Here is a 26,990-nt window from a genome sequence, read left to right on the forward strand (position 1 = left end):
CGCTATGAGCACTATTACCCAAGACGATGAACTGCGTAACGATGGAATCGCTGCCTCACCAGCGATTTCTCAGACGGCGTCGCCCGACGCTATCCATGTTGAGATAGCACTGGCAGATGGTGCTGGCGCTGAATTGGGAGCGGAGGATGCGAGCGGGCACGCTGAGGTCGAGCGCGAACTGGAGCAAATGAAAAGCGATACCGAGCTCTTGCAGCGAGAGGGCTTGCTCTCGGCCGATGAAGCACGGGCGAACCACGAATTGGTCGAGCGCACGCGTAAGACATTTCGCGAGATGTCCCCGCAGGAGCGCAATGAAGTCATTCGCCGTCGCCGCGATTTCGGCCGACGTTTGCTCGAACAGCAGGTGTCCGGCGCGTCGGTCGTCAAAATCAAGCTGCAACTGCGGCATACCCGCATGAAACCGCTATTCGAGCAATGGTGGCCGTACATCAACCGCATGAGCCTCAATATGCAGCGGTTTGGCCGCGAGACGTTCAAGGCGGATGAGAAGGGTCTGAACAACGCGTTCGAAAAGCAATTGGCCGATCTTGAGGCATACGTCGAGGAGCAACTGACGGTGGCCACAGCCTACCGCGAGCGTGAGCATGCTGCGATGCAAGCCCAGGGGCGATTCGTCATGAATCCGAGCGTCTCGCGGGCAAGTCTGGAGCGCGATGTCGAGGTGTATACGCCGTTCTCCATGCGTGTGTTGAACGTCCTGCAACGCTTTGACCAGACGATGGATCATTTCGACTTTCTTGTCTGGAATGGCATCCGCGGGACCGAGGACGTCGACTCGGAGGTCAACCGATTCCTTCGTAAATTCCACCCGATCGGCGTGCGCGGCTACCAAGCGCACGCACGTCTGATGTTGACTGTGCGGGGCGGCTAAGCTCGCCAAGGTCGTTGCGCCCACTTCTCTAAAAGTTAAGCCAATCTTATATGCTCGACAGCCTGAATGCGAGACAACGCGAGGTAGTTGAACTTCGACGCAATAGTGTGGCGATCGCGTGCCCTGGGGCGGGGAAGACCACCACGATCGCCACCAAGGCGGCAATGCTCCTGCAAGAGTCGAACGCACGGGTCGGGGCGGTCACATTCAGCAAGGATGCCGCGACCGAGTTACGTGAGCGGATTCGCAAGCTCGCGGGCAGGGATGCCAAGGAGCGATTGCTGGCTGGCACGTTTCACTCGCTGGCGTATAAGCAGATCAGTCGGCCTGGCCGTCGGCTCGACATAGCGTCGGAAGGCGATCGGCAGGGCATCTTGATGCGCGTTTTGACGGACCTCGGGCTCGAATGGAAGCTGGAAGATGCCATCACCCTTATCGAGCAGCTCAAGACAAACTTCGGTCGGACCGACGAAGGAAGCATGTCCGAGAAGCTGTATCAGGCTTATCAGGAGGCGCTGGAGCGTAACGGTAAGATCGACTTCCAGGACATGCTCAGGCTCTCGGTCGAACGCATGGAGTCAGGTGACATTGAACCATACGCGTTCACTTATCTTCTCGTCGACGAGTTTCAAGATACAGATCCACTCCAATACCGATGGGTGGAACTCCATGCCAAGGCCGGCGCCATTGTCACGGTGGTAGGCGACGACGATCAGAGTATCTATGGTTTTCGTGCAGCACTAGGCTATCGTGGCATGGAAGACTTCGCGGCGACGTTCAATGCAACGCGCGTCGTCCTGGGCAGTAACTATCGCTGTCGCAGCGAAATTCTCGCTGCGGCCGACCGCCTGATTCGCCACAATGCCGAGCGAATCCCGAAAGAACTCGTGGCACATAAGGGGCCCGGCGGCACGCTTTTATCCTGCCGCTTCTCCGACGAATACGAGGAAGGGGAGGGCGCTGTCGCGCATTTGGGGCCTCTGCTAGCTGATGGCCAGTCCTGCGCCATCTTGACGCGCACGAACAGGCATCTCGACGCGCTGGAAGGCGCTTGCCGCGCTCAAGGCGTCAAATATTACCGAGCGGCGGGCAAGTCTATTCTGAAAAAACCTGAGGGCGCTTTGTACTGCAACCTTCTGTTGCTCATCGAAGGACAGAAGAAGACGGGTCTGGACACCCTCTTGGCACATGCTCAACTTGGGTTGGATGACCTGCGTCTGCTACGTGGTGAATCAACGACGCGTCTGAGCGCGAAGAAGGTTCTGATTGAAAAGGGCGTCTCGGAAGTGGGCGCGACGGCATTCCGCGCGTTGGCGAAACGCTTGCACGAGTGGTCTGATCTGACGAAACGGCAGTTCTACAGCCTCGTCCTGGAGGGCGCCAAGGAGTGGCTGGTATCACATGCCAAAACAGACAATGCCGTGCGCTCGATCGACATGATACATGCGATTTTAACCCGGCTAAATGGGAGCTTTTCGGAGCGCATCGAGTTTCTGAAACGGGACAACAACGCGCCGGCAGACGACGCAGTGCTGCTCACGACGATGCACAGTTCGAAAGGGCTGGAGTGGGATAACGTCTGGATCTGCCGGGCCGAGGAAACGGTCGTGCCGGCCGATAAGAGTCCGGAATCGGAGGAACGACGGCTTTTCTATGTGGCCATGACGCGCGCTCGTCAGTGCCTCATGGTCTCGTCGACCCAAAAAAATATCGCTTCGCGCTTTGTGCAGGAGGCGGGACTGGATGCCGCGATTGAATGAAGTGGATTTCGAGATCGCCTTTATAGACGACTCATTTTGCAACTAACTGTCGTTGAACAATGGCCCACAACACAACTGCCAACGCGACCGCACCTGATGCCCTTCCTTAAAAAAACCGCCTACTAGCGAACAGCAGCCAAGGAAGCGACATTTGAAGGCTCAGGTGACACCCCAACCGGATTGACCAGGACATCACGGCCGACACGCTTCAATTGACCGTCAATCACTGCATGTGGACCTAAGCGAATCGTGCCGGAATAGAAAATCGTCCCATCGACCCGGCCATTGACCTCTATCGACTCACGCGCTCGGATGTCTCCCTGCACCGTGCCATCCACTCGGACATGCTCGCCATCCAGGTTACCTGTCACCCGACCTGTTTCGCCAATATGCAGCAGACCGACGCTGGAAATAATGGTGCCGCGGACGAGACCAAAAACGCTGATTCCGTGATCGAGCACCAGATTCCCATCCAAATCGATCCCGACCGATAGCAAGCTCACTACGTCTTCTTTGATTGCCATATCTTCACCTTCAGAACAGTTTCACGTCGCGGTTTTGCGGTTGCGCTATAGGCGTCACCTCAGCTCCAGATTCCGTGTGCTCAGAGTCTGCTTGCTTAGTCGGCTGTGGCGCCACTTCTTCATCGCGGTGCACATGACGGGCGTGATAATGGACGCTCGTTGCACTCTTCGCGAGGTCGTTTTGCTTCTGAGTCGGTGCGTTGGCGGCCGCCCCGACATCCACGCTCGTCGCAACCACCGGCGCCACCAACTGCTGAACCTGGCGCATCTGCGGACTTGTCGTTCTTTCTAGCGGCGGGGCAGACGCCTCAATCGCTTGTCGTACCTCGGTGCCGGGTTCGATCGGTGCGGGCTGAAATGCTGTTGCTGCGCTGGCCAGAGGCGTCACGTTGGCTATCACGCTCGCTTGCGTGAGCGGTGCCGCGAATACTACTGACGCCACGGTAGATGCCACGCTTGCACGTGCCGCGGTCACAGGGGCAGACGCTGCAGGCGAACTCACGCCATGATGGTCTAAGTGGTTCCACAGCTTTCCGGCACCGGCGCCGGCGAGGCCCACCAAGGCGATTCCACCGAGACACATCGCCGTGAGCCACAATCCCGTTCGCTTGTCGTTTGAAACGTTGTTCGTTCGACCACGTGGCCGTTGCGTAGATGTGTTGGAAAGGGCGGGCAGGGGCATGCGCGCGATCTGTGCGGGCAAGTCGATCACCGTGCCGGAACGGGCATATTGCGCATGCAGCGCCTGGATTTCACGTAAATTCATATGCGATTGCGAAACGTATGCGGGAGATCGAAAGAGGAGAAATCACTTGCGCCAAGCAGCAGGGGCCGTCATGCGTCAATGAGGGCGACTTCCAGCACCGGATTATTCTTCGAACAGCGTGCCGTCGAAATCAAAACGGTCGTTATCCGGCTGGCAGACCAAATGGATCTTGCCGATGCGCCGCTCAGCATTACGCAGGATATTATTTCGCGACTCGCCGTCCAGCATGTCAGAGAACACGGCGGAGGCCGACCGCTCAAAAATGGTGTCGTACTCGTTGAGAAGGCGAATGAGTCGCCCCGCGAGTGGATGCGGAATATTGAGCTCGATGCGGTCATACGTCATCGCCATCGTGCGCGATGTGCGTGTAGAGAGCCAGTCAAGGGTTTTGTTGATCCACTCTTCCGTGCTCTTGAACGACGCCTCGATCGCGCGAAGCTTACCGCCGCGAGCGAGCGTCAGCTTCGAGGCGCAGAAATTGTAGTCGCTGCGAATAAACTCGCGAGCAAAACGAGAACAATAGCCGATCGTATGGGTAACATGGCTATGCGGGGTAATACGCGCCAGGCGCGAGTCGCCCGATAGCCGCTGGATCTCCGGTAAGCCGCTCGCTCCTTCATCGGGCGGCATCATCCCCGCGATGCCCGGTGAGCTGAAGGTAGGGATCCCTGCTGGCGGGTTGGACGACTCCGGCGATTCCGAATACATGTTCTTCCTCAGGTGACTTCTCTCTGCCTTCAATTGTCCGCTTTTGTAACAGTTTGCAACCGTCGAAAGCTATACGATTTTCGTCATCATTTGCCTGTTTACAACACGGCAAACACAGGCATACTCACTCTACTTCCTGCGTCACCGACGCATCGACCTAGACGATCCCTGGGATCAGTCCATCTGCTGTATCAAGCCGTGCTGATGTTGAGCATGCTCCGACCGAATAGCTCTCGGTGTGGATTCTTTTGTGATAAAGCGCATCGCTACCGCTTTCCCTTTCAGTCATAAAACTCGTTGCAGGCTTGCATTCAGTTGCGCCGCGACCTCGCTCGGACTCGATGTCTCGGGTGTTTCTCTCTCTAAAACCGTCCTTCGGGTAGAGCGACTGCAGTTGACTGAACCGTGATTCCTGCGGCGAGAACTATTTCTCGAAATGGGCCGTTACGCAGCGTGACCATGCTGCGCGAAGACAACATGTGTCTTCGATAGTAATGAGCGCACCTGTGCGCTCCCTAGGAACCTCGTCCCCGGAAGGGACGGGGTTTTTAGGTCATCCCCTTCCTAGATTTCCCTAACGCGTTCCTCTTGTCTGAGGGGCGCGTTTTTTTTCGTCCCTTGTCCAGCGGAGCTCATCGATGCTGCTTAAAAACAATCTTGATACGCGTATTGCCGAAGTGATCCGTTCCAGGATCTCGGAGGAAAGAGCTTATTTCGATACTTCCTCTCCCCAGTGGCGTGAACAATGCGAGGCGGCTGATGCTGCCACGCGGACCGAGCGCGAAAGAGGCGTATTGCTGTCCCATATCACCGAAACGCGAGGTCATGCGACTGCTGAGCGTATATCGCGCAACGCAGAAGCATACCGGACGTCGGCGATCTTTTTCTTAGCGAGGAAACCTTCATGAACGCTATTGTTTCAGAGGCGATAGCACCACGCAGTGTGGTGGAGGAACGTAGCTTACGTCCGCCTATCATTGGCAAGATCCGACCAGGCATCAAGGTCGTGAAGTCAGCTTTGCGTGCAAACGCAAAGGTGGTTGATCTGTACGATCAGATGGTCGCCGCTGGCGAAAGCTACGAGACCATCGGGAAAGTCATCGAAAGTCGTTTTCGCATCAACAACGCTTTGGTGCCAAAAAACGTACCGTACTTCGTCTGCCGCCGCTCCGATTTCCGTAATCCTGTTCTGGCCGATCAAATACTCGATCGGTATGGAGAGGACCGTGGCGAGGGGCGACGTTTATATCGTTTCCCTGTGCTGTTCATGTTCAACGACTGGATGCAAAACGTGCCGAACCAGATGACGTGCTGGGCGGCGAGCGGTTTGAAATTCTTCTCAGAATATGACGCCAACGGCATTCGGCACTGTAAGACCTACCAACAGCCGGAGATCGACGAGCGCGCTTCACGTGTAAAGCGCAATTTTGGCGGCCGCACGGTTATTTTCAGGCAAGACGAAGCGATTCCCGACGGAGTATGCGATCCGGAGCGTTGCCCGCAATACCAAGGCCGCCAGTGCAACCTGTCCGCATCCTTCATCTTTGCGATTCCAGAGATAAAAGGACTCGGCTTGATCGAACTCCCCACGAACTCGATTTACGTCTTGCAGAAGGCATATGCCGCAATGCAAACCGTCCGCATCGCGCGGGGTAGGCTACTTGGCACGCACTTCTGGCTTTCAAAGCAAGAGATCGAGATCACCAGACTCGATGAGCGAGGTCAACCAACTCGACAAAAGCAGCAACTGACCGTGCTTGATGCTGAAATCGATATGGGCGCACTGCTTGACGCAGGCGATGAGCCTGTCGCGCGAATTGTCGGCGAGCCACCTTCGTTGACGCTCGTTCACAACCATTCGGAAGTCAGCGAGACCGTGCATGTCGATGAAAAGCAAGAGGGGAGCGTCGATGCCGGTATTAGCGTGAATACCGATATGGATGTGGTGCCAACCGAAGCGGAGCCACCTGCGGTTGAATATGAGGACTTGCAAGCGAAGCACGATCGCCTCTCCGACCTGCTTGCGCGCCTAGGCATAAAAACGGACGCCTTGAAAAATGCCTTCGCTGCTTATGCAAGGCAACACTTCGAGCGTGGATGGCCTTCTAGGCCAAGCGACGTCGATGCGATGAATGCAACGTTGGCCGCGGCACTGTCCGATATTCCAGCGTTTCACCGCTTGATTCAAATGCCGACGGTTGATCTTTTTACCGACTGAGCGCGTGCGCTCAAGCCCTAACTGGCCGCCCCTGGGGTGGCCATTTCTTTTTTTAAAGGACGATCATGCTGATTGCTCATTTTTCTGACCTGCATTATTCGCCAAGCCATCTGGTCGAAGCAGATCGCTGCTTTTCCTTTGCGGTGACCGCGGCAATCGAACGCGGCGCGAGCCTAGCCGTCGTGTCTGGAGACGCAACCGATCACCGATTGGATGCGCACTCGCCGGCGTTGAACGCCCTGGCTACCCAAATACATCGCCTCGCAAACGCGATGCCAGTAATCATGCTGCAAGGCACTTTTTCCCATGAACCTCCCGGGACACTGGACAATTTCACTTATATGTTTGGTGAATACCCGATTCTTGTTGCGAATCGCGTCATGCAGGCAGCGCTAGTGGGCAAGGAGTTCATCGTCTCCAAGGGGCCGACTTTCGACGCCGCGGAGATAACGACCCTTTTTATGCGTAATCCTAGCGTGGTCGCTACGTGCCTTCCCACTCTTCACAAGGGACGCGTGGCACTTGCCGTCGGGGCTCAAGAGGCCGCTACTGCATCTGCGGACATACTTGGCGACTACCTGCGCGACGCAGGCCTTGTTAATGACCGGCTACGTTCTACCGGATTTGCAACGATCGGAATCTCGCACGGGACCGTGGTGGGTTGCCAAACCGAGCATGGCGTGTCCATGGCCGGATTCGATAATGAATTTTCCACGAATGCCTTATTCGACGCGCGATGCTCAGCGTTCATGCTCGGCCATATCCACTTAAGCCAGTCCTGGACGCAGCAGGGCCAGACGGTCGCTTACGCCGGCTCCATCGGCGCGTTCCACTACGGAGAAATTGGACAAAAAGGTTTCCTTTTGTGGAATGTCGATGAGGATGACGCGACCTACGAACTGATCCCAACACCTTCTCGGAAAACCATCACGGTGGACTGCAACGGCTTGCCGGACATGGATCTCTTGGTCGAACTTGCCGCTGCCTCGGCCGACAAATTCGTGCGTGTTCGCTGGCAAATCGACGAGGAGCACCGACAAGCGGTTGATCGGAAAGAGATAGAGCGTCTTTTTAAAGATGCGGCCGAGTTGAAGCTTGAAGGACGCATCCTCCCAGTTACGCGCAGCAGGGCGGAGGGTATAAGTGTGGCGTTCGGGCTCGACGCCAAGCTGCAGCGTTGGGCCGAAGTCGCAGACGTGAATGCCAAGCCATTGGTTGAACGTCTTGATCTCATGTTTGCGGCAGACGCCGACTCGATAGCGCAACAGGTGATTGCTGATCTACGAGCCGACGGCGTAATGTCGGAATCGGTGGTCGAAGAAGCTGGTCTAATCGGGAACGATGAAGACGAGATATTTAGTAGCCTATTTTGAAAAGCAGCAATTGGCACCAATGTACTCGACCTGCATTGGTGCTTGAGCACAGCCGTGTTCCGATAGCCGTTGGGCTATCGAAACAAGGTTCATCCGCGCGCTAGCGCATCGACGTTTCAATGCATCAATCTTTGTTAGCCCTTGCGGGGACGCTCCCGCAATGGGACCGGCCTCGCGTAAATTTCGTGAGGTTCATATGTTTGGTCTTTATCCCGCCGGCCAGAAATGGGCCAGCTTCCTAGACTGCCGACGCGACGTCATCCTTGTCGCGCGCGATCTCGCTTCAATTGCAGGCCATATGGCTTGCCTTCACCATGAGCCGTTCGGTCCAGGCCGCGGATGTCTGATTGCGCAAAGCAATCACATACTCGTTTTGACCAACTCTGACAGCACGCAGCTCGCTGTTGTGCCGAGTATCGACAGTCAGTATTTGATTTGGTCTTTCGAAAACGGACTCAAAGACCAATGGTCCCAGCAAGAGCTCACCGCACTCGTGCAGGCGCCGGATTGGGATGCATTTCTTCATCGGCTTCGTGAGCAATTCGTACTTGTTACCGAACAGGTACGCCAAGCCGTTGCTGGGCTACTGGTACGGGCGCAAGAGTCAAGCGCTCAGGATGAGCAAGCATCCGAGACCTCGCAATCTGTATGCACTTTGGATTTGGAAGCCGAAGCCGCTTTATGGGAGGCGAATCAGCAAACATCTCTTTTCTCAGACCTCGGCAACGCCGATTGAGTCAACATTTCATAGGAGAACTCTCATGCAACCCTTGAAACTCGTTCTGGACGGCTTTGTCGGGATTCGCAACGGTTTGAAGCGTGATCGACTTGAACTCGACTTACAGGACCTTCCTTGCGGTCTGATCGCTCTAACCGGACCGAATGGATCGGGAAAGACCACGATTATGGATAATCTGCACCCATATCGGGTAATGCCCTCCCGCACCTCGAAACTTTCTGTAGATTCGTTTTCGTATTGGGATCATTTGTGCGCGCCTCAAGCTTTAAAGGAACTGGATTGGATTCACGCTGGGAAGCGATACCGATCGACTTTCGTGTTCCGTAAGCCGGGTAAGACCGGAAAGGCGGAATACTTCTTAACTGAGATGAACAGTTCTGGTGTCTGGATACCTTATAGGGCACCAGACGGAACGGAATCTGATGGCAAGGCTGACACCTATGACCGATGTGTTGAAGCGGTATGCGGGACAATGGCGTCTTTTTTTACAAGTGTTTTCTCTGCACAAAATAGACGGCCATTGTCGGCGTATGGTGCCAGCGAGATCAAAGGTCTCCTAGCCGACCTACTCAAGATCGATGATCTTCTCAAGCACTCTGCGAAAGCAAATGAGGTCGCAAAAGCGCTTGGCGTCGAACTCGACGTCACGCAAGCAACCCTTCGTGATCTGGGATCTGCTCAAGCGTCGCGTGTCGCATTAGCAGACACACTCGCCCACCTAGGGGAACTCGCAAAATCCTTAAAGGCCCAGCGGAGTCAAACATCGCAAACCCTGGATGGACTTCAACTTGAGTACGCCAAAGCCGTTGCAAGACATAAGGATAGTGCGACGGCAACCGCCCGTCGAAACGAACTGAGCGCGCGTTGCAAAGAAATCGCTCTCGCAACAGACGCCTTCGATAAAGCTGCGAAAAACACGCAGTCTTCGCTCGATTCACGTCAGGTGGCCCTGCAAGAATCCGTGCGCCGTCACGAAGCGATACTACTGCAGCGCGATAGCGTATTGGCAGCGGCTCGTATCGTCGAACGTGAAAGGGAGGTTAGCGCGAAGGCAGAGACCGAGCTTGTGCGGCTTCAGCGGGAACTTGCTGAGTTTGACGTGAAGCGCTTACGTCATACCGAGCTCACAGGTTTGATGGCTGACGTGCAAAACCAAGGCCTCTCCAAGTTGCAATTGTTGGAAACCTTCAAGCATCAGGCATCAGTAATTGAGGCGGTTCCCTGTAGAAGTATGGCCATTCGGGATGGGTGTCCATTGCTGAAGCAAGCGCATGCCGCTGCGGTCGAGGTACAGGTTCAACAGGTATCGGTAGATGCACTCCGTGCCAAATTCGCAAAATATCGCGATGAATCTGCGCCGCTTTCCACTGCTACGCAGCAATTCCTGGACAAGCAAAAGGAGCTGCAGACCGTGACAATCACGTTGGAGAAAAGCCGTCAACGTTGGCTTCAAGCCAGTGAATTGCATGCGAAGCGCTCGTTGCTTGTCGAGGCGGAACGGTGCTTGAAGGACGCGTCTGCAGAGCTCGGCGTGATTAGCCGCGCAAGGCAGGCGGCAACCCAGCAAGCTGACGCTGAGCGAGTCCGCTTGGCCAAGGAGAAGGCCGATGTCGAGCGCGAGCTTGCCATTTTGTCTGCCGGCGACGCGAGTGCGGAGATTGCGAAGTTAGATCGCGATATTCGCGAGGCAAGGGCGGCGGCTGCAGTCCTTGACGCTCGGATTGAATCCACTGTACGTGATCACTTACTCAGGCAGGAGGAGGACCGCATGTTGACCCGTAAGCTGGAGGGGCTCTGTTCTGCCCAAGCATTGGCAGATCGGCTGTCGAACGAAATAGCGCATTGGAAACTACTCGCGAAAGGCCTTGGCGCAAATGGCATCGTGGCTTTGACGATCGACGATGCAGGTCCTTCGCTTGCGAAGCTTGCAAATGATCTGCTACTTGAGTGTTATGGCAGCCGTTTTACGGTGGAGATTCGAACACAGCGTGAAATCGCCTCTGGCGAGCTGCGCGAGGGATTCGAAATTTTGGTGCACGACGCCGATTCTGGTGAAAGCATTCCTGTAACGATGATGTCGGGAGGCGAGAAGGTATGGATTAACGAGTGCTTGATTCGAAGCATCGCCATCTATTTGGCGCAAAACGCGGGCAAGCCATACCGTACTTCGTTTGTTGATGAGTCGGACGGCCCGCTCGATGTAGAACGAAAGCGGCAATTCGTTCGCATGAAGCGCGCGGTTCTCAAGCGCGGTGGCTATGAGCGGGAGCTTTATATTTCCCACACGCCGGATATCATTTGCGAGGCGGACGCTGTCATTAACGTGGCGAGTTTAGCCCTATAATCGGCAGCAGCACGTAGTCGGAAACCTGCACCCGTTCCTGGGGTGCAGGTTTTTTTTATTCGTTTGCCAATTGCTGGAAGATGACACGGGGTAGCTCGATCGCATCACAGACGTTAGTTAAAAAATTCACCGCGCCCACATATACAGAGTCCGTCGAGATCTCGATGTTCGATAGTGGTCGCCCTCGCGCGGGTCGCTCCTTTTTGATGGATGGGTTACGGCGAACGTAATCATGCGTGTCGACTTCGAGCGCATATTGCTTTGCGCCATCACCTTGACCGATGACAAGCTTCACCCGATTCATCTGGATTCCTGCAAGTTCGCGCGACAATATGCGGTTCACTACGTCGTTTCTAAGATTCTCGTTGACGTGCAATACTGCGATGTCTGTATGCGTGGCAGTGAGCTGAAGTATCGCCAAAGTGTAGGGTGAAAATACAACCCCAATGCGGTACTGCAGTGCGATTGGGATTTGGCTGTCGTGGCCGCCGTGAACAGGCTGAAAGCTCGAGAGATGACAGTTCATAACGTCTCCGTGGGTGGTCGATGTTTTGATCCTATCGACGCATACGGAAAGTCAAGGCACCGGCCGCCGTAGCTGGTGTGTCATTAAATTGATTATCCGTAACGCAACCATGTAGTATGTGATCCACCTGTTTATTAGGTCGCGTTGGCGATGATGGATGCGACCGCCGCGCGCGTATTCCTCGTTTTTGTCCTTTTTGATGATTCGAAAGCTTCGAAAGACAGAGTTCATTCGCTAGATCTTCGAAAACCGCTTCTAATAATATGCAAATGGAGAAAAGTCGAAATGCGGTCTGTGTAGTTTGCTTCGCGGGTGTCTTAGATCATTAGTAGAGCACCGTATGCAGATAGGTATGGTATTGGCAACGATAAATACCATTTCACCATCCAAATTACTCAACGCTTTTTTACTCTTTCGATCATAAGCGTTACGCGGCCTATCGAAGCGAACGACGAAACGGTTTCGATTTGGTTTATGTGGTTGGCGATCCCCTAAGCGCCTAAAATCGCCCTCAGTCCACACCCGTTTATGGCGCTAATTCAACGGGCCCATTTGGAGATATATGATGAAAGCAGTCAAAGTTTCGCTGAAAGTCAAGAACATTGAGCAGGCTTATTCCATGCTACGCAACGCTAGTAACGCAAGGGAATTTCTGTTTGGCTACGTGGATGAATCCGCAATGTGCTGCGTGTATTTCCATAGCGACGACAGTACAGTGCGTCCATTGCGAGCGGATGAGGAGCGGGTTTTCTACTGCGTAGCAACCCAATCAAGCTCGATAAATACCTTGCTGCCGATTGATCGTAGTATCCCTGAGCATACCTTCGCGAACGGCCACGGTGATTTTCGCGACGCACCGCGTCAAGAATTTCATGAAAAGTGACCTGCTCAATGCAATGTGCAGCTTGCGGTAAGTCAATAGAAGTAAGATTCCAACTATCAAGCGCCTTCCCAAGGTGATTGGTTGGCGGGATCTGATTGATCGCTAATTTGGGAAAGCAATGCGCTAAGGAGATAAAAGATGCCCGAAACGGATCTGACCAATGCGTCACAATTCGAAATGGTCGATGCTATTGCGATTTTCAACGAAAGAGTTGGCTCCGCACGCTGGTGCCGCAAGTCCTCGAAAGTGCATGCTCGGCCTGCTATCGCGGGTGAGTTGATTGCTACAAAGTTGGGGGGATTCTTGGAGACCTCGAATGTAGCAAAAGACGGCGATATGGTAGTTAGGAATCTCGATGGCGAGCAGTATGTTGTGGCACGAGACCGTTTCATTGAAAAATACAAAAGCATTGACAGTAGCAAGGACGCAGCAGGCTTCATCACCCACATACCCACTGCGCAGCCAGTTCAGTGTGTGCGTATTGATCGTGCTATTGAGTTCATTGCTCCGTGGGGGGAGTTTATGCGAATCAAATTTGGCGGTTACCTGATTCGCGAGAATGAATGCGACGTGTACGGTATTCAGCCGGAAGCATTTAACACGACGTATGAGTTTTGTGAAACACCTTAAAAGATAACCGTGACGAATCGCTGGCGTCAATTCTGCCGATGCACGGTGGCCGCTTGCGGATCTACTTGGGCCGCAGGCAAAAGCGATGTTTTCCTATCTCAAAAACTTCAGGGCGCTGTTCCCCTAACTGTACTAAAAGCGGTTTGCGAGCGGTCATCTCGTTAGATGCTCTGGTAATGAAGATTTCTTAAGGCGAACATTCAATACCCCGTAACCGCAATATCTTTTCGTTTTGGCTGCGATCGATAAGACGCATCGCGGTTCCTCACGCTTCACGTAGTTATGTTTAATGGCGAGCTGGATAGTTTCTAAATAGATCAGGTGTCGTCGCATTTTTATATTAGGATAAAGCGAACTATTCCTCAATAGCCATTCTCATGATTCCGGGACTGAGACTAGATGTCCCGAATCTCCCACGAGCCTCTGACGCTCGGGTGAAGTGCACGATAGCCTCACGGTCGTGTCTTGCCGCTCGCGAAATAGAGGTTCACGAGGCCAAATGGCGCAAGGTAGATCGCGCCAGCACAGCAGAAACAATATTTAAAAAATAAAAAAAATGCGTAGGCGATTGGATGGACCACCAGTATATGGTTGCCTTTCAATGCAGCCAGTAGTCGATCGGCTGCCCAGTGCGCGTAGGGTGCTAACGCGCACATCGGCGCGAAAAAGAGGGCCACATACACGCCGTTTTGGAAATGAAAGTCGTCCAAAGATTGGAGTACCCAAAGTAATCCAGCAGGAACTATCAACGATAAATAGAAGTGCCTGAGATAGTAATCACGGGGAATTGCCCTGAAGGTGCGATCGATAAGATATTTCATTTTTTTCCCATTTTTAGTGAAGCCCTACCATTTCTAGTCGGACGAAGAAATTTGATCACGCGAAGACCGCGTGTCAAGACAAAGCATCGATCGGCGCGCAGTTTTTTTCACCGTTCAACGCTGCTTGCATCAGCGGCACGTCTCATTTCTGAGGCGGTCGGGAACGCTGTCAGCGCACGGTAGACAACACACATCGCACGAGCACCCTCACAATCAAATAAGCGCATAAAAAAGGTAAAGTTCCACCTTGAAACGGACGTTAAGCAGTATGACCCGTCTCGCGATGTGCGACACGACCGGTTCACACCAGGCGCCGGATCCATTCGCGCGCTACCGGGGTAGGGCAAAACAAATTCATACGAGAGCCACCATGCGTTCCCTCACGCTGCGCAAGAAACTGCTTCTTCCCTTGTTCATTTGTTGTCTCGCGTTGACCCTGCAGGCCGTCATCAGTTCACTTCAGTTGCGCAATAGCCAGCTCGCCTCGCGCAAGCTGGATCTCGCACACGTCGTCGACACCGCAGCAAGCATTGCCAAGTTTTATGCCGACGAGGTGAGCAGCGGCAAGCTTACAGAAGCGCAAGCAAAATCACGTGCGATCGAGTCGATTGGTGCACAGCGATACGGTAGCAGTGGTTATGTCACAACCGTTGGTACGAACTCGGTCGTCATCAACAATCCCTTGAGCCCGCAAGTCAACGGTAAGGACATGTCCGGCTTCCAGGATGCACGCGGACAGTATATGTACCGATCTATCGCTGCTGCCGGCGCCATGCCTCGCGGCGAAGGTTATATCGAATACTGGTGGCCCAAGCCAGGCGCAACGGAACCGAGCCCCAAGATTGGCTATGTTGCTCGCTTTGAACCATGGCAAATGGATTTCGTCGCAGGGGAATACGTTGATGACATTAATGCCGAATTCTATAAAGGACTAGCCAAGTCGGCCGCCATGCTCGTCGTGCTTGCACTCGTGGTCGGCGCTGTCGCTTGGCGCGTATCGGCTCACGTGTATGGATCCATCGGTGGTGAGCCGGCCGCAGCGGCGCGTGTTGCACAGCGTATTGCGCAGGGCGATTTGACCGCGGACATTGACATGCGGCCGGGTGACACGAGTAGTCTGCTGTTCTCGCTCAAGGAGATGCGCGCGCAGCTGGCGCGCACGATCGCGGACATCAAGCGCTCCACGCAATCTATTGCGGTTGCATCGACAGAGATTGCATCGGGCAACGACGACCTCTCGGTGAGGACGGAGGAACAAGCTGCCGCGCTTGAGCAAACGACCGCAAGCCTGGATGCGCTGGTGAGCACGGTGGAAGTCAACGCAAAGAACGCCGAGCAGGGCGCGGTCCTGGCCAACACTGCATCGGAGGCGGCCGAGCGCGGCGGGCGTGCCGTTGGCGACGTCGTCGAAACCATGCGCGGCATCAACGAGAGTTCACGCAAAATCTCCGACATCACGAGTGTGATTGACGGCATTGCGTTCCAGACCAACATACTTGCCCTCAATGCCGCAGTGGAGGCCGCACGCGCCGGCGAAGGCGGGCGTGGATTCGCCGTGGTGGCTGGCGAGGTACGGTCCCTCGCGCAGCGCAGCGCGACAGCCGCCAAGGAAATTAAGACCTTGCTCACGGCGTCGACCGCGCGCATCGAGCAAGGCTCGGAACTGGTCGAGCGTTGCGGCACGACCATGACCGACGCCTTGCACTCGGTGGACGCGGTGACAAAGATCATGCGCGATATCGCGCAAGCCTCGTCGCATCAAACGCAAGGTATTGCAGAAATCGGCAAGGCGATTCGACAGCTTGACAGCGTCACGCAATCGAACGCGGCGTTGGTTGAAGAGGCGGCCGCCGCCGCACAGTCGCTGGACCATCAGGCGGCCCGCTTGCGGGACGCCGTAGCGGTATTTGTTGTTTAGTAGCGTTTTACCAAAGCTACCGCTGCGGAATTGAAAGTCTTGGTGCGTGGCGGCCGCTGACGCCGCGGCGATCGCCGCTATGGTCTTCCACTAGAGCGGCACTTGGCGTAACTAATCAGCGTCTTTTGAATTTTTCCGAGGAAGTGAGCATTACGTAGCTCGGGCGGCAAAAAAATGCCAAGCGCCTTCTTTCTCGTAACAAGACTCGAGAACGAGCATATTACGAGATATGGGAGGATGAGCCCAAACTCAATAAAGGCCTCACCCCTAGAAAAATTCCACACTTGCCGAGACTTAGAGATTGATATATGATATGCATATCATATACAATGGAATATCGCTATGAGCAGAATCCTCGTAGATCTGCCTGATTCGCAGATCGATGACTTGGCGGTGATTGTGGAAGCGGAGCAACGTCCCCGTGCGGCTGTCATTCGTGATGCCATTGAGGCTTACATTGCTCAAAGGAAACGCGTGCTTGGTACGGACGTATTTGGACTGTGGCAGAGCAGGAAGGTCGACGGTCTGACTTACCAACAGGAACTTCGCTCCGAATGGTAAAGGCGCTATTTGACACTAATATTCTAATCGATTATCTCAGCGGCATAGCTGCCGCGAAGAAGGAGTTGGGACGGTATGAATATCGTGCAATCAGCACGATTACGTGGATGGAGGTTCTTGTAGGAGCTTCCATCGAGGAAGAGCAGTCGATCCGAGGATGGTTGGGCTCGTTCGACGTCATTGCCGTTGACAGTGCCATAGCGAATCGCGCGGTCGAAATTCGCAAAGCAAGGAAAGTTCGTCTTCCAGATGCCATCATTTGGGCAACGGCGCAGGTGTATTCGATGTTGCTCGTGTCCCGCAATACGAAAGACTTTCCGGCTGAAGAACCGGGCGTTAGGGTTCCCTACAAGATCTAGGAAAAGGAGGCGTGATATGACAAAAAAGGTGACTCTTGCAAGTGGATGTGGCAAAACAATAAAGTCAGACACAAAACAACAAAGTCAGACACAAAGCAATAAAGTTTGACACGAAGCCGCATTGAAACCAGTAATTAACGGGCGCAGAGACCAAGTGGCACATAGATGAAAGGTCTCAACTTTGTGTCAAACTCTATTGTTGCAGAAATTGTCAAAAGACTCTTTTAAACGGGCTTGTGTCAAACATTATTATTGTTGGCGATTGCTTGTGATTCGGGTAAAGGTTTGATTTCAAAGAGGCGCCTGTGTCAAACTTTATTGTGCGTTCACACGTGTACCAAGGCTACGCGGGGGCCATCGGACCGACGCAAGCAATCCGCGACTTTACGGGCGAGCGCGAAATCGATTGGCGTTACAGCGCAAACCGCTCCCACTGACACAACGGGAAACAATATGACGATGCGAACGTACCGGCACTTCTCGTGCCCAAATGATCACTCAGGGAAAGAGACGATCTCAGAGAACGATCAGCCCTATTCTGCCCCATGGGAGTCGGTGAATACGACAGGTTTAATCGAAGTCGGAACGGATGTTAAAGGATATCCCGTCTACGAGTGCGCTACATGTAGTCAGCCTATGTTCGAACGCACAACGTTAGCATAGGAAAAAACCTTAGCGCGTGAGCGCTCCGCACTCCGGCCGGTAGCTGGAATTAGAAACCCGAAATGAAGAAATACACTCTTGCAGTTCTCGTTACCGCGCTGGCATCGGGAAGCACGTTCGCAGCAGATGGATTCAGCATCGATGCCCAACGATATAACCTGTGCAAGGCGCGAGGCATCGAAGCAGTCGGCGTGGCAACGGATGCGCTGGATAAACAGGAGCCGGTCGAAGCAACGCTCAACCGCCTGAAGCCGCCGACGCAGATGGACGTGAAGCTGGCGATTATGGCAGACAACTACATAAAGGAAGGCTACGCCGGGTCAGGGGATGTGTCGCTCGACGGCCTCAAGGAATTCTTGGCCGGGGTTTGTTACCAGAGCTTTAACCCTCGCTGAACACCCCGGAAAAGAACGAAATGTATAAAGCAAAACTGGTTGCATCCATGCTGGCGATAGCTACTACGCTGGGAACTGCACATGCTGCGCAAGTCGTGGATACAAAATGCGCCGACGAGAACAACGGTATTTTCGGTGAGACTGCATCGCATCAGCCGGTGATCTGCGCAAACGGCAAGTGGCAGGATGCCAAGACCGTGCCAATGGCGAGCATCGATATCATCAAGTACAGCCCAACGATCAATAATGGCGTAGAAGCGGATTACCAGGCAGAAACGTTTGTTGGAACGCGCCAACTGCGGCAAAGCAGCGATGGGTACGGCCAGTTCACGCTGGTCGCTACCGTCGTAGCGTTCAACGCTGACAACACGGCGCACGTCGTGATTGATCTAAATGATTCGGACTGGCAGAAGCACGTCGATGCAACAGTACCGCTCGACACCGCAACTGCCATCGCGACCGACAGCCACGGCGCTGAGTACCGTCTTACGATCAAGCGTACTCCCGCATAACACTGCGCAGGCTATGACGAGCATCGGAAACGGGGAAACGATGATGCAAGCTGACGAACGAAAAGAAGCCTTCCGCGCCATGTTTGAAGACGATGAAGTGAAACAAAACACCACGGAGGAAACCATGAAGCAATTTGAGCTTGATGAAGTCCGCGCTATGTCTTTCGAGCAGTTAGGTGCAGTTGAAGATCCGATGGACCTCATGGCCACCGGATCCGTCGCGCCGATCCTTGTGCGTTATGCCGTGCGTACGGGGCAACTAGAGCGCCGGTATCCGGGGATTTCCCTGCCGACGCTGCTTGACGCGATCATGAAGTCGGCAACGATGATCAACTGGCCTCTGGCCACCGTTGCACAGAAGGCACCCCGGGCGGAGCAGGATGCGGACGTGGACGCATACCTCGATGAACTTCAGCCGCATCTTGAACGTGCGCTGAATCCTCACTAAATAAGCCTGTTTGGCTATGGCGGAGCGAACGTCAGCAAAGCGCCCGCTAACTGCCTCACGGAGTCCGACGCACGAGTGTCAAAAAAGGCCGGATTGCACGCCTAGCTCGTCCGTCAGGTGCCGGAGTAATTGCAGCCGTTCCAACGGCGGGCTTCCCTGATCGCTGAACGGCCCCACAATGCTAGCTCGAAAATATTCAGGTAGATTGTCCTTGATTGGCCCAGATTGTGTCAAAACGCATTTTGGATGCGTTAAAATTTGCCATCCGAAAGCGAGGATGAGCAACATGAAACGGTTCGTTCAAGGCGACAATCGTACACAAAGCTCTCTCCTTCCTGAAGCGCTCGATGACTACGTGACGGACACCAATCCCGTGCGCGTAGTTGATGTCTTTGTCGATGAGCTTGATCTTCGTAAGCTTGGGTTTGAAGGCGTCGAACCAGCGTTGACTGGTCGGCCGTCGTATCACCCCGAGGTGATGCTCAAGATCTATATCTACGGGTACCTGAATCGTATTCAGTCGAGCCGCCGCCTTGAACGCGAGGCTCAGCGCAACGTCGAACTCATGTGGCTTACGGGCCGCCTGGCACCAGACTTCAAGACCATTGCGCGGTTCCGTAAAGACAACGGCAAAGCGATCCGTAGCGTCTGCCGTCAGTTCGTCGTGCTGTGCCAGCGTCTGGACCTCTTCGCCGAAGCGATCGTTGCGATTGACGGCAGCAAGTTCAAGGCGGTGAACCACCGCGACCGTAACTTCACGAGCGCGAAGCTTGAACGACGCATGCGCGACATCGAGTCAAGTATCGCTCGCTATCTCGAGGCAATGGACACAGCGGATCGTCAGGAGCCGGCAGTCGCGAAGGTCAGGACAGAGCGACTGCAAGACAAGATTGCGGCCTTGAAGGAGCAGATGCGAAGCCTCAAGGAGATCGAGGTGCGACTGAACGCGACACCTGACAAGCAGGTTTCGCTTACCGACCCGGACGCGCGTTCAATGAAGACGCGTGGGACCGGAGTTGTTGGCTACAACGTCCAGACGGCAGTGGATACGAAACACCATTTGATCGTCGCGCACGAGGTAACTAACAACGGCATTGATCGTGATCAACTGACGTCGATGGCGAAGCTTGCCCGAACGGAAATGGGTGTAGGCAAACTCACTGCGATCGCGGATCGAGGCTACTACAAGAGCGAAGAGATACTTGCATGCCACGAAGCTGGCATCACCGTATTCGTGGCAAAGACGGTGACATCAACCGCCACGGCGCATGGCCGTTTCAGCAGGGATGATTTTATTTACAACCCGGAAACGAACGAATATCGGTGTCCGGCCGGTGAGCGGCTCATCTGGCGATGCTGGACCATAGAGCGTGCTCTGAAGCTCGGCAAGTATTGGAGTTCGAATTGCCAGCAGTGCTCGTTAAAAGAGAAATGTACGCCGGGCACTGAGCGGCGTATGACCCGCTGGGAGCACGAGACCCTTGTTGAGGAAATGCAGGCGCGACTTGATCATGCTCCTGAGATAATGCGTACCCGGCGAGAGACAGTCGAGCATCCCTTCGGCACGATTAAGGCATGGATGGGGGCCACTCATTTCCTCACGCGGACCATCGAACGAGTGAGCACTGAAATGAGCTTGCACGTGCTGGCGTACAACATGAAGCGAGTGATCCGGTTACTCGGTTCAGAAACGCTTATGACAGCAATGCGGGCGTGATGCCCGCATGGGGTTGTTGAACCTTTGCAATCTGTTCGCCGGGTTTCGTTCGGCTTGTCGCAATCGAAAAGCTGCAACGTCCGATGAGACCGGTTTCGTTATTTCTTGTGGCCGCCCGTTTCGACACAGTCTGGGCCGGAACCGGTCATTGACCTTCCTCGTGCAAAGTGATGTAAGCGGCTGGAGATCCCATCTTGACGATGGTGGATGGCTGGTTAGGCTACCGCCGACTTCCAGTTGTGCGGCAAGAGATCATCGATGCGCCGTGCCGGATGGGTTGGCAATCGATTTAGTACGTCTTTGAGATAGGCGTACGGATCATGGCCATTGAGCTTGGCCGACTGAACGAGACTCATGATTGCCGCCGCGCGTTTGCCTGCCCGCAATGAACCCGCGAACAGCCAATTCTTCACGTTATGCGCAGCTGCGCATAACGTGAATAATGCGAAGTCGAAGATTATGCGAAGCCCCACCACGGGCGCTCCGCCCCGAGAGCGTCAAAGGGGGGCGAAGCGCCAGATGGACATTGCATAAGAAACGGCGTCTCCTTTGGGTTCAACCCTCATAAGGAGTTCGCCATGAATGTCTTCGAAGCTCTTCCAGAACCTGCTTCGTCGCGATTGCGTGACGGCAAACTCGCGCCGCTCGCACAGATCTACTACGATCGATTGTCGGCGCTGAAGTACGCGCCAGTCACGATCCGGTCGTATTTAATTTCCCTTTCGCACTTTTCTCTATGGGCAAGGGGACGAGCTTTCGACCTCGCGAGTTTGGATCGCCACATCACCTGCTTTCTCGATCGTCACCTTCCGCGTTGTACCTGTGCTGCCCCGGCTCCCAGAAGCCGACATCACCTTAGCGCCGCGCTCTGGCACTTGACGGAAATCGTGCGAGCAAGCGGATTTGGGCACGAGGATCCGTGTATCGAAAGATACGAGGCGGTGCTATCTCGCTTTGACGACTACATGTCGCGGGCAAAAGGCCTCGCAGCAAGTACAAGGCTGCGGCGAGTCGCAATCGTCCGAAGCCTGCTGTGCATGCCAACAAGAGCGATCACTCCGACGGCCGAGGAGCTGCGCGCGTTCCTGATGAGGGAGTTCTCTCGCATTTCTACCGCCAGTGCAGGAGTGACGGCTTCCACCATCCGGAGCTATCTCCTTTTCCGCGCAAGTGACGGTGATCCCGTCACCCATCTGCTGCCAGTCGTCGCCAAGCCGGCGCACTGGCGCAATTCCGCACTGCCAAAGACTCTTGCTCCCGACGAAATCGAGCGATTGCTCAGCGCCTTCCCGTCTGATCTGCCCTCGCGGCTGCGGTGCTACGCGATCGTCCGTTGCTTGGTCGATCTGGGCCTTCGAGGATGCGAGGTGATTGCCCTGAATCTCGACAATATAGATTGGCGAGCTGGCACTGTCTCCATCCAAGGGGGTAAGACACAACGGTCCGATATCCTGCCGTTGCCTCATGCAACTGGCGCCGCCATCGCCAGCTACCTACGTCTAGAGCGTCCGCCCACCACAAGTCGGCGCATCTTTGTTCGACATATCGCGCCAGTGGACAAGCCAGTGAGCACCGCCGTTGTTCGACGGACAGTTCGAGAGGCATATCGTCGCGCTGGCCTGCCGTACACCGTCGTGCACGTTCTGCGTCATACGCTGGCTCGGAGGATGCTCAATAGCGGCAGCACATTGAAGGAAGTCGCCGATGTACTGCGCCATCGCGAGTTGGATGCGTCACGTATTTACGCAAAGGTGGACTTTAGCCACCTGATCCTCGTCGCCATGCCGTGGCCCGGGAGCGCAGCATGAGCGCCCCAACATTGATGCAAGACGCGGTGCGCCGCTACGTCGAAGAACGGCGACGGCTGGGCTTTACGCTGAAGGCAGAGGCATATGCGCTCCAGCGATTCGCGCGCTTCGCAGATGCGCGAGCCCACCGCGGTCCGCTTACCGAAGCCCTGATGCTCGCATGGGCGCAAGAACATGTGAGACGAACCAGCTCGGTGACAGCCGCCCGTCGACTGGAGGTGGTGCGCCCATTCGCGGCGTACTACAGGCAGTTCGAACCAGACACGGAGGTTCCGACACTGAGAGTACTAGGATGCGGTCATCGGCGGCTTACCCCTCATATCTTCACTGACGCCGAGCTTGTCGATTTGCTTGACGCAGCAGGCCGGCTGTCGCCCAGCTGGGCTCTGCGGCCCCAGACCTACCGTGCGATCTTTGGGCTGCTCTCAGCGGCAGGGCTCAGGCTTTCCGAGGCGAGGCTTCTGACCCTTGGTGACGTCGACCTCCGAGGGGGATCGATCACTGTGCGCAATGCGAAGTTCCATAAGTCTCGCTGCCTGCCCCTTCATGAGAGCACGGTCAGCGAGCTGCAGTCATATCGCAACGCTCGTGATCGATGTCACAGCACCGAAATAGACTCTCCATTCTTCGCTTCGCGCGACGGCGGCTATCTCCGAAGGTCGGCCGTGGAGTACGTCTTTCGACGGCTGCAGCAACAACTCGGCTGGGTAGCACGCGGGGACCACCCGCTTCCTCGCGTGCACGATCTCCGTCATACGTTCGTTGTGCGACGCGTGCAGCGCTGGCGCGAGGCGGACCAGTCGATCGAGCACGCGATGTTCTGGATGTGCACGTACCTGGGTCACGCCAGGATCTCCCATACGTACTGGTATCTCACTGCGATTCCAGAGTTGATGAGCACCGTCGGAGACCGGCTCGAGGCCTTCGTTGAGACGGGTACGATCGGAGGTGCACGATGAACCGTCAGACTGCGACATCCTTCCCGCGACTCGTGCAGGAGTTCTTCACGTACTACATGGTGCAGCAGCGAGCCCTGAGTCCGCGCACCGTCGCCTCCTACCGCGATACCTTCGTGCTCCTTTTGCGATTTACTGAGGTCAGGCTCGGTCTGGCGGCTCATGAGTTGGACATCGTCGATCTGAACGCCAAGTTTCTCAGTGAATTCCTGGATCATCTCGAAGTTCAGCGGCACAACTCGGTACGAAGTCGAAACGTCCGGCTCGCGGCAATACGGGCGTTCTTGAAGTTTGCCGCCAGGCGCGAGCCAGCGAGTCTTGGTGCAATCCAAAGTGCACTTGCGGTTCCGATGAAGCGATATGACCGCAAGCTGGTCGGTTTCCTCACGCGCGAGCAGATGACGGAGGTGATCAATGTGGCGACGGACACCTGGATCGGTCAGCGCGACCGGCTGATGCTCAGCATCCTATTCAACACGGGTGCCCGGGTCTCCGAGATCATCGGCGTGCGTGTCGGCGACATCGTACTCGGTCCGTGTAGCAGTATCAAGCTACGTGGTAAGGGCCGCAAACAGCGCTCGTTGCCCTTGTGGAAGAGCGTAGCAAAGGGCGTGCGCGACTGGTTGTATCTGAATCCACAGTTGGTTGAAGACTCGCCATTGCTGCCCACGCGTGATGGCCGGCACATGACGAGAGCCAATGTAGCGCAGCGCCTGCAGCTTGCTGTGCAGGCAGCGTCAGTCCGATACCCGGAACTGAGGTCGATGAAAGTGTCCCCGCACGTCGTGCGCCACTCGACCGCCATGAGCCTGCTACAGGCCGGTACTGACGCCTGCGAGATCGCACTCTGGCTTGGACATGAGAGCCCATCTACGACGCACATGTATGTGGAAGCGGACTTGGCGATGAAGCAGCGCACCCTGGCTCGGCTGAAGCAGCCTGATGTAAGGCCCGCTGTCTATCGCGCACCGAAGGCACTGCTGGCGTTCCTCCAAAGTCTTTGATTATGTGAAGCCGGATTTACTCGGAAAGGCCCGTCAGGAGGAGTACTCCTTCATGATGGGCCTAGCTTCGCATAATCTTCGACTTCGCATTATTCCTGCCCAGCGCAACGGGGCGTTCATTGTGCACCTCCTTCTGAAACCTGGATAAACATTGGGATCTGGCCTTCGACATCGTTGCGACACGGGCGATACTTGCGCGCCAGTGCTGCGGTAACCGCTTCGCTGTGCAGATCGATCGTCCGAATCTGCCATGGGGCATCAGGCACGACCTGCTCGGCAGGCAGAATCCGATCGTTGATCAAACGCCGGATCATGTAGTGAGTGACACCAAGCTCCTTCGCTGCCTCAGACATCGTCAGCCAGTCGCCATCCTTATCTGCCGACTTGTAGGCGTGGATATCGCGGACATGCCGTACAGAGCTGACACGATGTGCGGTCCAGGTCTTGCCCTGTCCTGTGCGTATTCCCATGCGGTTCAGTGATGCAGCAATGTCCTCGTCGGACCATCGGGTTACCATGCTGCGAATAACCGCGAGCGCTTCGTCTGACGTACTGCAGCCATGCTCGCCAGTTCGCGGCCTGCGAATCCGTAGCCGGGAATGTTGACCGCCTTGCCAGTGGATCGTCAGAATGATTTCGCGTGTAGCCTCGTCGACGTCGGCAACGATATCGACGATGAGCGCGCGAACAAGCTGTTGACGTGTGCGCATGGCGACGCTCGGTGCATTCCACGCAGCATGAAGATCTTCGGCGAGCTTCGTAAAGTCAGGCAGGGGAGCCTGCGCCTTTGGTGCAGTCACCGTCTCCACGCGCGTCTGGCAGGCCTGTACACGACGTAATGCCGCTTCCCAGTTCTTCTCCAGCTGCGCGGCAATCAGGCGGTTCTCGGGATCACAGGCGGCGTAGCGCCGCTCAGCCAGCGTGGCCTCGTACTGGGCCTGCTGCAGTTCGAGTTCCACGATCTGTTGCTGCTCGTTCAGGGTATCCATGTGCATTTGCTCAGCCTGTTGTGCCGCTTCGATCGCCAATGGCTCCACGACGCGCAGAAGCTCCTTGCTGACAGTCGCATCGATACGGGAACCACCGAACCTCATACATCGCGCTGACGTGTCGAAGCGGTCACACCGGTACACGGCCTGCGGGATACGTCCAGCGTAGGCCACCGACAGGCGACGTCCACAGCGTGCGCAGGCAAGCAGGCCAGCGAGCAGCGCGCGGCCACCACGACCGGATTTTACGTCGCCCGCCTTGCCGTAAGCATTTGTCGCGAGCTTCTTCTGGTTGCGTTCAAACTCCGCCCAGTCGATGTAGCCTTCGTGGTGTTCCCGGAGCATGACGTCCCAGTTCTCAAACGGCTTGCGGTGCTTGTAGCTCTTGCGTGCCCGGCCTTCGACGATCGTCATCTGCTTGCCGCTCTTGCCATACGCGTAGACACCAGCATAGAACGGATTCTTGAGCACCGAAATCACGTTACGGTAGCGTATTGGAGTCCAGTCGACCCGCGTCAGCGTCCGGCCGTCAGAGGGGCGCGGGAAGTGGACCTGTTCAGCGTTCATCGACAGCAGAACCTGCCGCGCGCTGCCCAGTTGCCGGAAACGAGTAAAAATCAGGCGTATGACTTCCTGCAACCGTGCGTCTGGATCGAAACCCAGACCAACATCACGATGCCAGATATAGCCGACCGGCACGCTGATACGTAATTCACCACGGTGTGCCTTCTCTCGTTTGGCGTCGTGCATGCGCGTTCGAAGCACGTTGAGTTCGAATTCGCTGATGCTGCCCTTCATGCCAAGTAATAGCCGGTCATTTGCCCGGCAAGGATCGTACACACCGTCAAGGTCGATTACCCGCGCTTGAACGAGACCACAGAGCTCGAGCAGATGATGCCAGTCGCGTCCATTGCGGGCAAGGCGTGAGGCGTCCAGGCAAAGCACTGCGCCGACATCGCCTGCACACAATAACGCGACCAGACGATCAAAGCCCGGTCTCGCAACTGTGCCGCTCGCCGAGCGTCCCTGGTCGTCGTCGATGACTTCGACGTCGCGAAATCCATGTCGCTTTGCTTCCTGCACGAGGTCATACTGCCGGCGCCGGCTCTCGAGGTTCAGTTGGACCTGCGTTCGGCTGGACTGTCGGACATAAACTACCGCCTTGCGTTTAAGAAGATCTGCGGGCAAACGATCATCATTCGTCATCGTTACGCCCCTTCGCAGTCGGGATGCCCGCCGCCTGCATCAACAGGCATGCGAGATGCCTGAGCGTGTTTGCCCGTTGCACCGCGTTCATCCCCTGAAGCTCGACCGCGTCGAACATCAGGTTCATCTGGGGCGGCATCGACCGCGATAACTGTTGACCTGCTGGAACGACGTTTGGCAGATTGCCCATTGCGTTTCTCCCGGACGTTGGTGGAACCGTCCGGAGAGTTTCCCCGCAAATGCAGATCGACCAGCAATTGATGCAGATTA

At 55.5% G+C, this 26,990-nt stretch carries 26 protein-coding genes and 1 pseudogene; 19 read left to right on the plus strand and 8 right to left on the minus strand.

All coding sequences use genetic code 11. The annotated features are described in order from the left end of the window. Window positions 1-4: 4 nt before the first annotated feature. Both SJQ66_RS11230 and SJQ66_RS11235 read left to right on the plus strand, forming a co-directional pair. Window positions 5-892 carry an ATPase gene (locus SJQ66_RS11230; RefSeq protein ID WP_320534285.1) on the plus strand — a complete coding sequence of 296 codons (888 nt, stop codon included), beginning with the start codon at window positions 5-7 and terminating at the stop codon, window positions 890-892. 50 nt (window positions 893-942) lie between these two features. Beyond that, window positions 943-2,652 (plus strand): ATP-dependent helicase, encoded by a 1,710-nt coding sequence (locus tag SJQ66_RS11235; protein WP_320534286.1) that lies wholly within the window; start codon window positions 943-945, stop codon window positions 2,650-2,652. 122 nt (window positions 2,653-2,774) lie between these two features. Here SJQ66_RS11235 and SJQ66_RS11240 read toward each other — a convergent pair whose 3' ends face one another. The 3 genes from SJQ66_RS11240 to SJQ66_RS11250 all read right to left on the minus strand — a co-directional run bounded on the left by SJQ66_RS11240 (window position 2,775) and on the right by SJQ66_RS11250 (window position 4,650). Next, on the minus strand, window positions 2,775-3,176 hold the full coding sequence (locus tag SJQ66_RS11240; protein WP_320534287.1) for a bactofilin family protein: 402 nt from the start codon (window positions 3,174-3,176) through the stop codon (window positions 2,775-2,777). Between the two features lie 10 nt (window positions 3,177-3,186). Continuing rightward, entirely contained in the window at window positions 3,187-3,942 is a 756-nt protein-coding gene (locus tag SJQ66_RS11245; RefSeq protein WP_320534288.1) for a hypothetical protein, read from the minus strand. A 102-nt stretch (window positions 3,943-4,044) separates the two neighbouring features. After that, window positions 4,045-4,650 (minus strand): DUF1845 domain-containing protein, encoded by a 606-nt coding sequence (locus SJQ66_RS11250; RefSeq protein ID WP_320534289.1) that lies wholly within the window; start codon window positions 4,648-4,650, stop codon window positions 4,045-4,047. A gap of 638 nt (window positions 4,651-5,288) precedes the next feature. On the opposite strand from SJQ66_RS11250, the gene SJQ66_RS11255 reads away from it, so the two are divergent. The 5 genes from SJQ66_RS11255 to SJQ66_RS11275 all read left to right on the plus strand — a co-directional run bounded on the left by SJQ66_RS11255 (window position 5,289) and on the right by SJQ66_RS11275 (window position 11,324). Beyond that, window positions 5,289-5,558, plus strand: coding sequence for a DUF7696 family protein (locus tag SJQ66_RS11255; RefSeq protein ID WP_320534290.1), 270 nt, complete (start codon window positions 5,289-5,291; stop codon window positions 5,556-5,558). Continuing rightward, the gene (locus SJQ66_RS11260) at window positions 5,555-6,868 is read left to right on the plus strand and encodes a recombination directionality factor (protein WP_320534291.1); all 1,314 of its coding nucleotides are present in this window, start codon (window positions 5,555-5,557) and stop codon (window positions 6,866-6,868) included. Before SJQ66_RS11255 ends, SJQ66_RS11260 begins: the two co-directional genes overlap by 4 nt. 65 nt (window positions 6,869-6,933) lie before the next feature. After that, the gene (locus SJQ66_RS11265) at window positions 6,934-8,241 is read left to right on the plus strand and encodes a metallophosphoesterase family protein (RefSeq protein ID WP_320534292.1); all 1,308 of its coding nucleotides are present in this window, start codon (window positions 6,934-6,936) and stop codon (window positions 8,239-8,241) included. A 160-nt stretch (window positions 8,242-8,401) separates the two neighbouring features. Beyond that, window positions 8,402-8,977, plus strand: a complete 576-nt coding sequence (locus tag SJQ66_RS11270) for a hypothetical protein (RefSeq protein WP_320534293.1) — start codon at window positions 8,402-8,404, stop codon at window positions 8,975-8,977. A 25-nt stretch (window positions 8,978-9,002) separates the two neighbouring features. Then, window positions 9,003-11,324 (plus strand): sbcc family protein, encoded by a 2,322-nt coding sequence (locus SJQ66_RS11275; protein ID WP_320534294.1) that lies wholly within the window; start codon window positions 9,003-9,005, stop codon window positions 11,322-11,324. A 55-nt stretch (window positions 11,325-11,379) separates the two neighbouring features. Here the strand turns inward: SJQ66_RS11275 and SJQ66_RS11280 are convergent, their stop codons facing one another. Further along, the gene (locus tag SJQ66_RS11280) at window positions 11,380-11,628 is read right to left on the minus strand and encodes a hypothetical protein (RefSeq protein ID WP_320534295.1); all 249 of its coding nucleotides are present in this window, start codon (window positions 11,626-11,628) and stop codon (window positions 11,380-11,382) included. A gap of 784 nt (window positions 11,629-12,412) precedes the next feature. On the opposite strand from SJQ66_RS11280, the gene SJQ66_RS11285 reads away from it, so the two are divergent. Together SJQ66_RS11285 and SJQ66_RS11290 are read left to right on the plus strand one after the other, a co-directional pair. Beyond that, entirely contained in the window at window positions 12,413-12,733 is a 321-nt protein-coding gene (locus SJQ66_RS11285) for a hypothetical protein (RefSeq protein WP_320534296.1), read from the plus strand. A gap of 138 nt (window positions 12,734-12,871) precedes the next feature. Beyond that, window positions 12,872-13,363, plus strand: a complete 492-nt coding sequence (locus tag SJQ66_RS11290) for a PGDYG domain-containing protein (protein WP_320534297.1) — start codon at window positions 12,872-12,874, stop codon at window positions 13,361-13,363. A 452-nt stretch (window positions 13,364-13,815) separates the two neighbouring features. Here SJQ66_RS11290 and SJQ66_RS11295 read toward each other — a convergent pair whose 3' ends face one another. Beyond that, on the minus strand, window positions 13,816-14,184 hold the full coding sequence (locus tag SJQ66_RS11295; protein WP_320534298.1) for a hypothetical protein: 369 nt from the start codon (window positions 14,182-14,184) through the stop codon (window positions 13,816-13,818). 370 nt (window positions 14,185-14,554) lie between these two features. Here SJQ66_RS11295 and SJQ66_RS11300 point away from each other — a divergent pair, with 370 nt between their 5' ends. The 7 genes from SJQ66_RS11300 (at window position 14,555) to SJQ66_RS11330 (ending at window position 20,757) form a co-directional block, all read left to right on the plus strand. Further along, on the plus strand, window positions 14,555-16,102 hold the full coding sequence (locus tag SJQ66_RS11300; protein ID WP_320534299.1) for a methyl-accepting chemotaxis protein: 1,548 nt from the start codon (window positions 14,555-14,557) through the stop codon (window positions 16,100-16,102). A gap of 342 nt (window positions 16,103-16,444) precedes the next feature. After that, window positions 16,445-16,663 carry a ribbon-helix-helix protein, CopG family gene (locus SJQ66_RS11305; protein WP_320534300.1) on the plus strand — a complete coding sequence of 73 codons (219 nt, stop codon included), beginning with the start codon at window positions 16,445-16,447 and terminating at the stop codon, window positions 16,661-16,663. After that, a complete protein-coding gene (locus tag SJQ66_RS11310) occupies window positions 16,657-17,022 on the plus strand; it encodes a type II toxin-antitoxin system VapC family toxin (RefSeq protein WP_320534301.1) in 366 nt (121 codons plus the stop codon). Before SJQ66_RS11305 ends, SJQ66_RS11310 begins: the two co-directional genes overlap by 7 nt. 725 nt (window positions 17,023-17,747) lie before the next feature. Continuing rightward, entirely contained in the window at window positions 17,748-18,080 is a 333-nt protein-coding gene (locus tag SJQ66_RS11315) for a hypothetical protein (RefSeq protein ID WP_320534302.1), read from the plus strand. 20 nt (window positions 18,081-18,100) lie between these two features. Next, window positions 18,101-18,592 (plus strand): hypothetical protein, encoded by a 492-nt coding sequence (locus tag SJQ66_RS11320; protein WP_320534303.1) that lies wholly within the window; start codon window positions 18,101-18,103, stop codon window positions 18,590-18,592. A gap of 40 nt (window positions 18,593-18,632) precedes the next feature. Continuing rightward, a complete protein-coding gene (locus tag SJQ66_RS11325; protein WP_320534304.1) occupies window positions 18,633-19,040 on the plus strand; it encodes a hypothetical protein in 408 nt (135 codons plus the stop codon). Window positions 19,041-19,326: 286 nt separating this feature from the next. After that, window positions 19,327-20,757, plus strand: a complete 1,431-nt coding sequence (locus tag SJQ66_RS11330; protein WP_224028112.1) for an IS1182 family transposase — start codon at window positions 19,327-19,329, stop codon at window positions 20,755-20,757. Window positions 20,758-20,972: 215 nt separating this feature from the next. On the opposite strand, the pseudogene SJQ66_RS11335 reads toward SJQ66_RS11330, so the two are convergent. After that, window positions 20,973-21,167: pseudogene (locus SJQ66_RS11335) on the minus strand (transposase domain-containing protein); the annotation flags it as partial. Window positions 21,168-21,335: 168 nt separating this feature from the next. Between SJQ66_RS11335 and SJQ66_RS11340 the strand changes: the two are divergent. Genes SJQ66_RS11340 through SJQ66_RS11350 form a run of 3 tightly spaced genes read left to right on the plus strand, consistent with a single transcriptional unit; the run spans window position 21,336 to window position 24,525 of the window. Next, window positions 21,336-22,565: a site-specific integrase gene (locus SJQ66_RS11340; protein ID WP_320534261.1), complete on the plus strand. Its 1,230-nt coding sequence runs from the start codon at window positions 21,336-21,338 to the stop codon at window positions 22,563-22,565. After that, window positions 22,562-23,524: a tyrosine-type recombinase/integrase gene (locus SJQ66_RS11345; protein WP_320534190.1), complete on the plus strand. Its 963-nt coding sequence runs from the start codon at window positions 22,562-22,564 to the stop codon at window positions 23,522-23,524. Before SJQ66_RS11340 ends, SJQ66_RS11345 begins: the two co-directional genes overlap by 4 nt. After that, window positions 23,521-24,525 (plus strand): tyrosine-type recombinase/integrase, encoded by a 1,005-nt coding sequence (locus tag SJQ66_RS11350; RefSeq protein ID WP_320534191.1) that lies wholly within the window; start codon window positions 23,521-23,523, stop codon window positions 24,523-24,525. The genes SJQ66_RS11345 and SJQ66_RS11350 overlap by 4 nt, the downstream gene beginning before the upstream one ends. Before the next feature lie 116 nt (window positions 24,526-24,641). Here SJQ66_RS11350 and SJQ66_RS11355 read toward each other — a convergent pair whose 3' ends face one another. Next, window positions 24,642-26,720: a recombinase family protein gene (locus tag SJQ66_RS11355; protein ID WP_320533729.1), complete on the minus strand. Its 2,079-nt coding sequence runs from the start codon at window positions 26,718-26,720 to the stop codon at window positions 24,642-24,644. Then, a complete protein-coding gene (locus tag SJQ66_RS11360) occupies window positions 26,710-26,910 on the minus strand; it encodes a hypothetical protein (protein WP_320533730.1) in 201 nt (66 codons plus the stop codon). Before SJQ66_RS11360 ends, SJQ66_RS11355 begins: the two co-directional genes overlap by 11 nt. Between the last annotated feature and the right edge of the window lie 80 nt (window positions 26,911-26,990).

It is taken from the genome of Robbsia andropogonis, from assembly GCF_034047095.1.
Taxonomy (GTDB): domain Bacteria; phylum Pseudomonadota; class Gammaproteobacteria; order Burkholderiales; family Burkholderiaceae; genus Robbsia; species Robbsia andropogonis.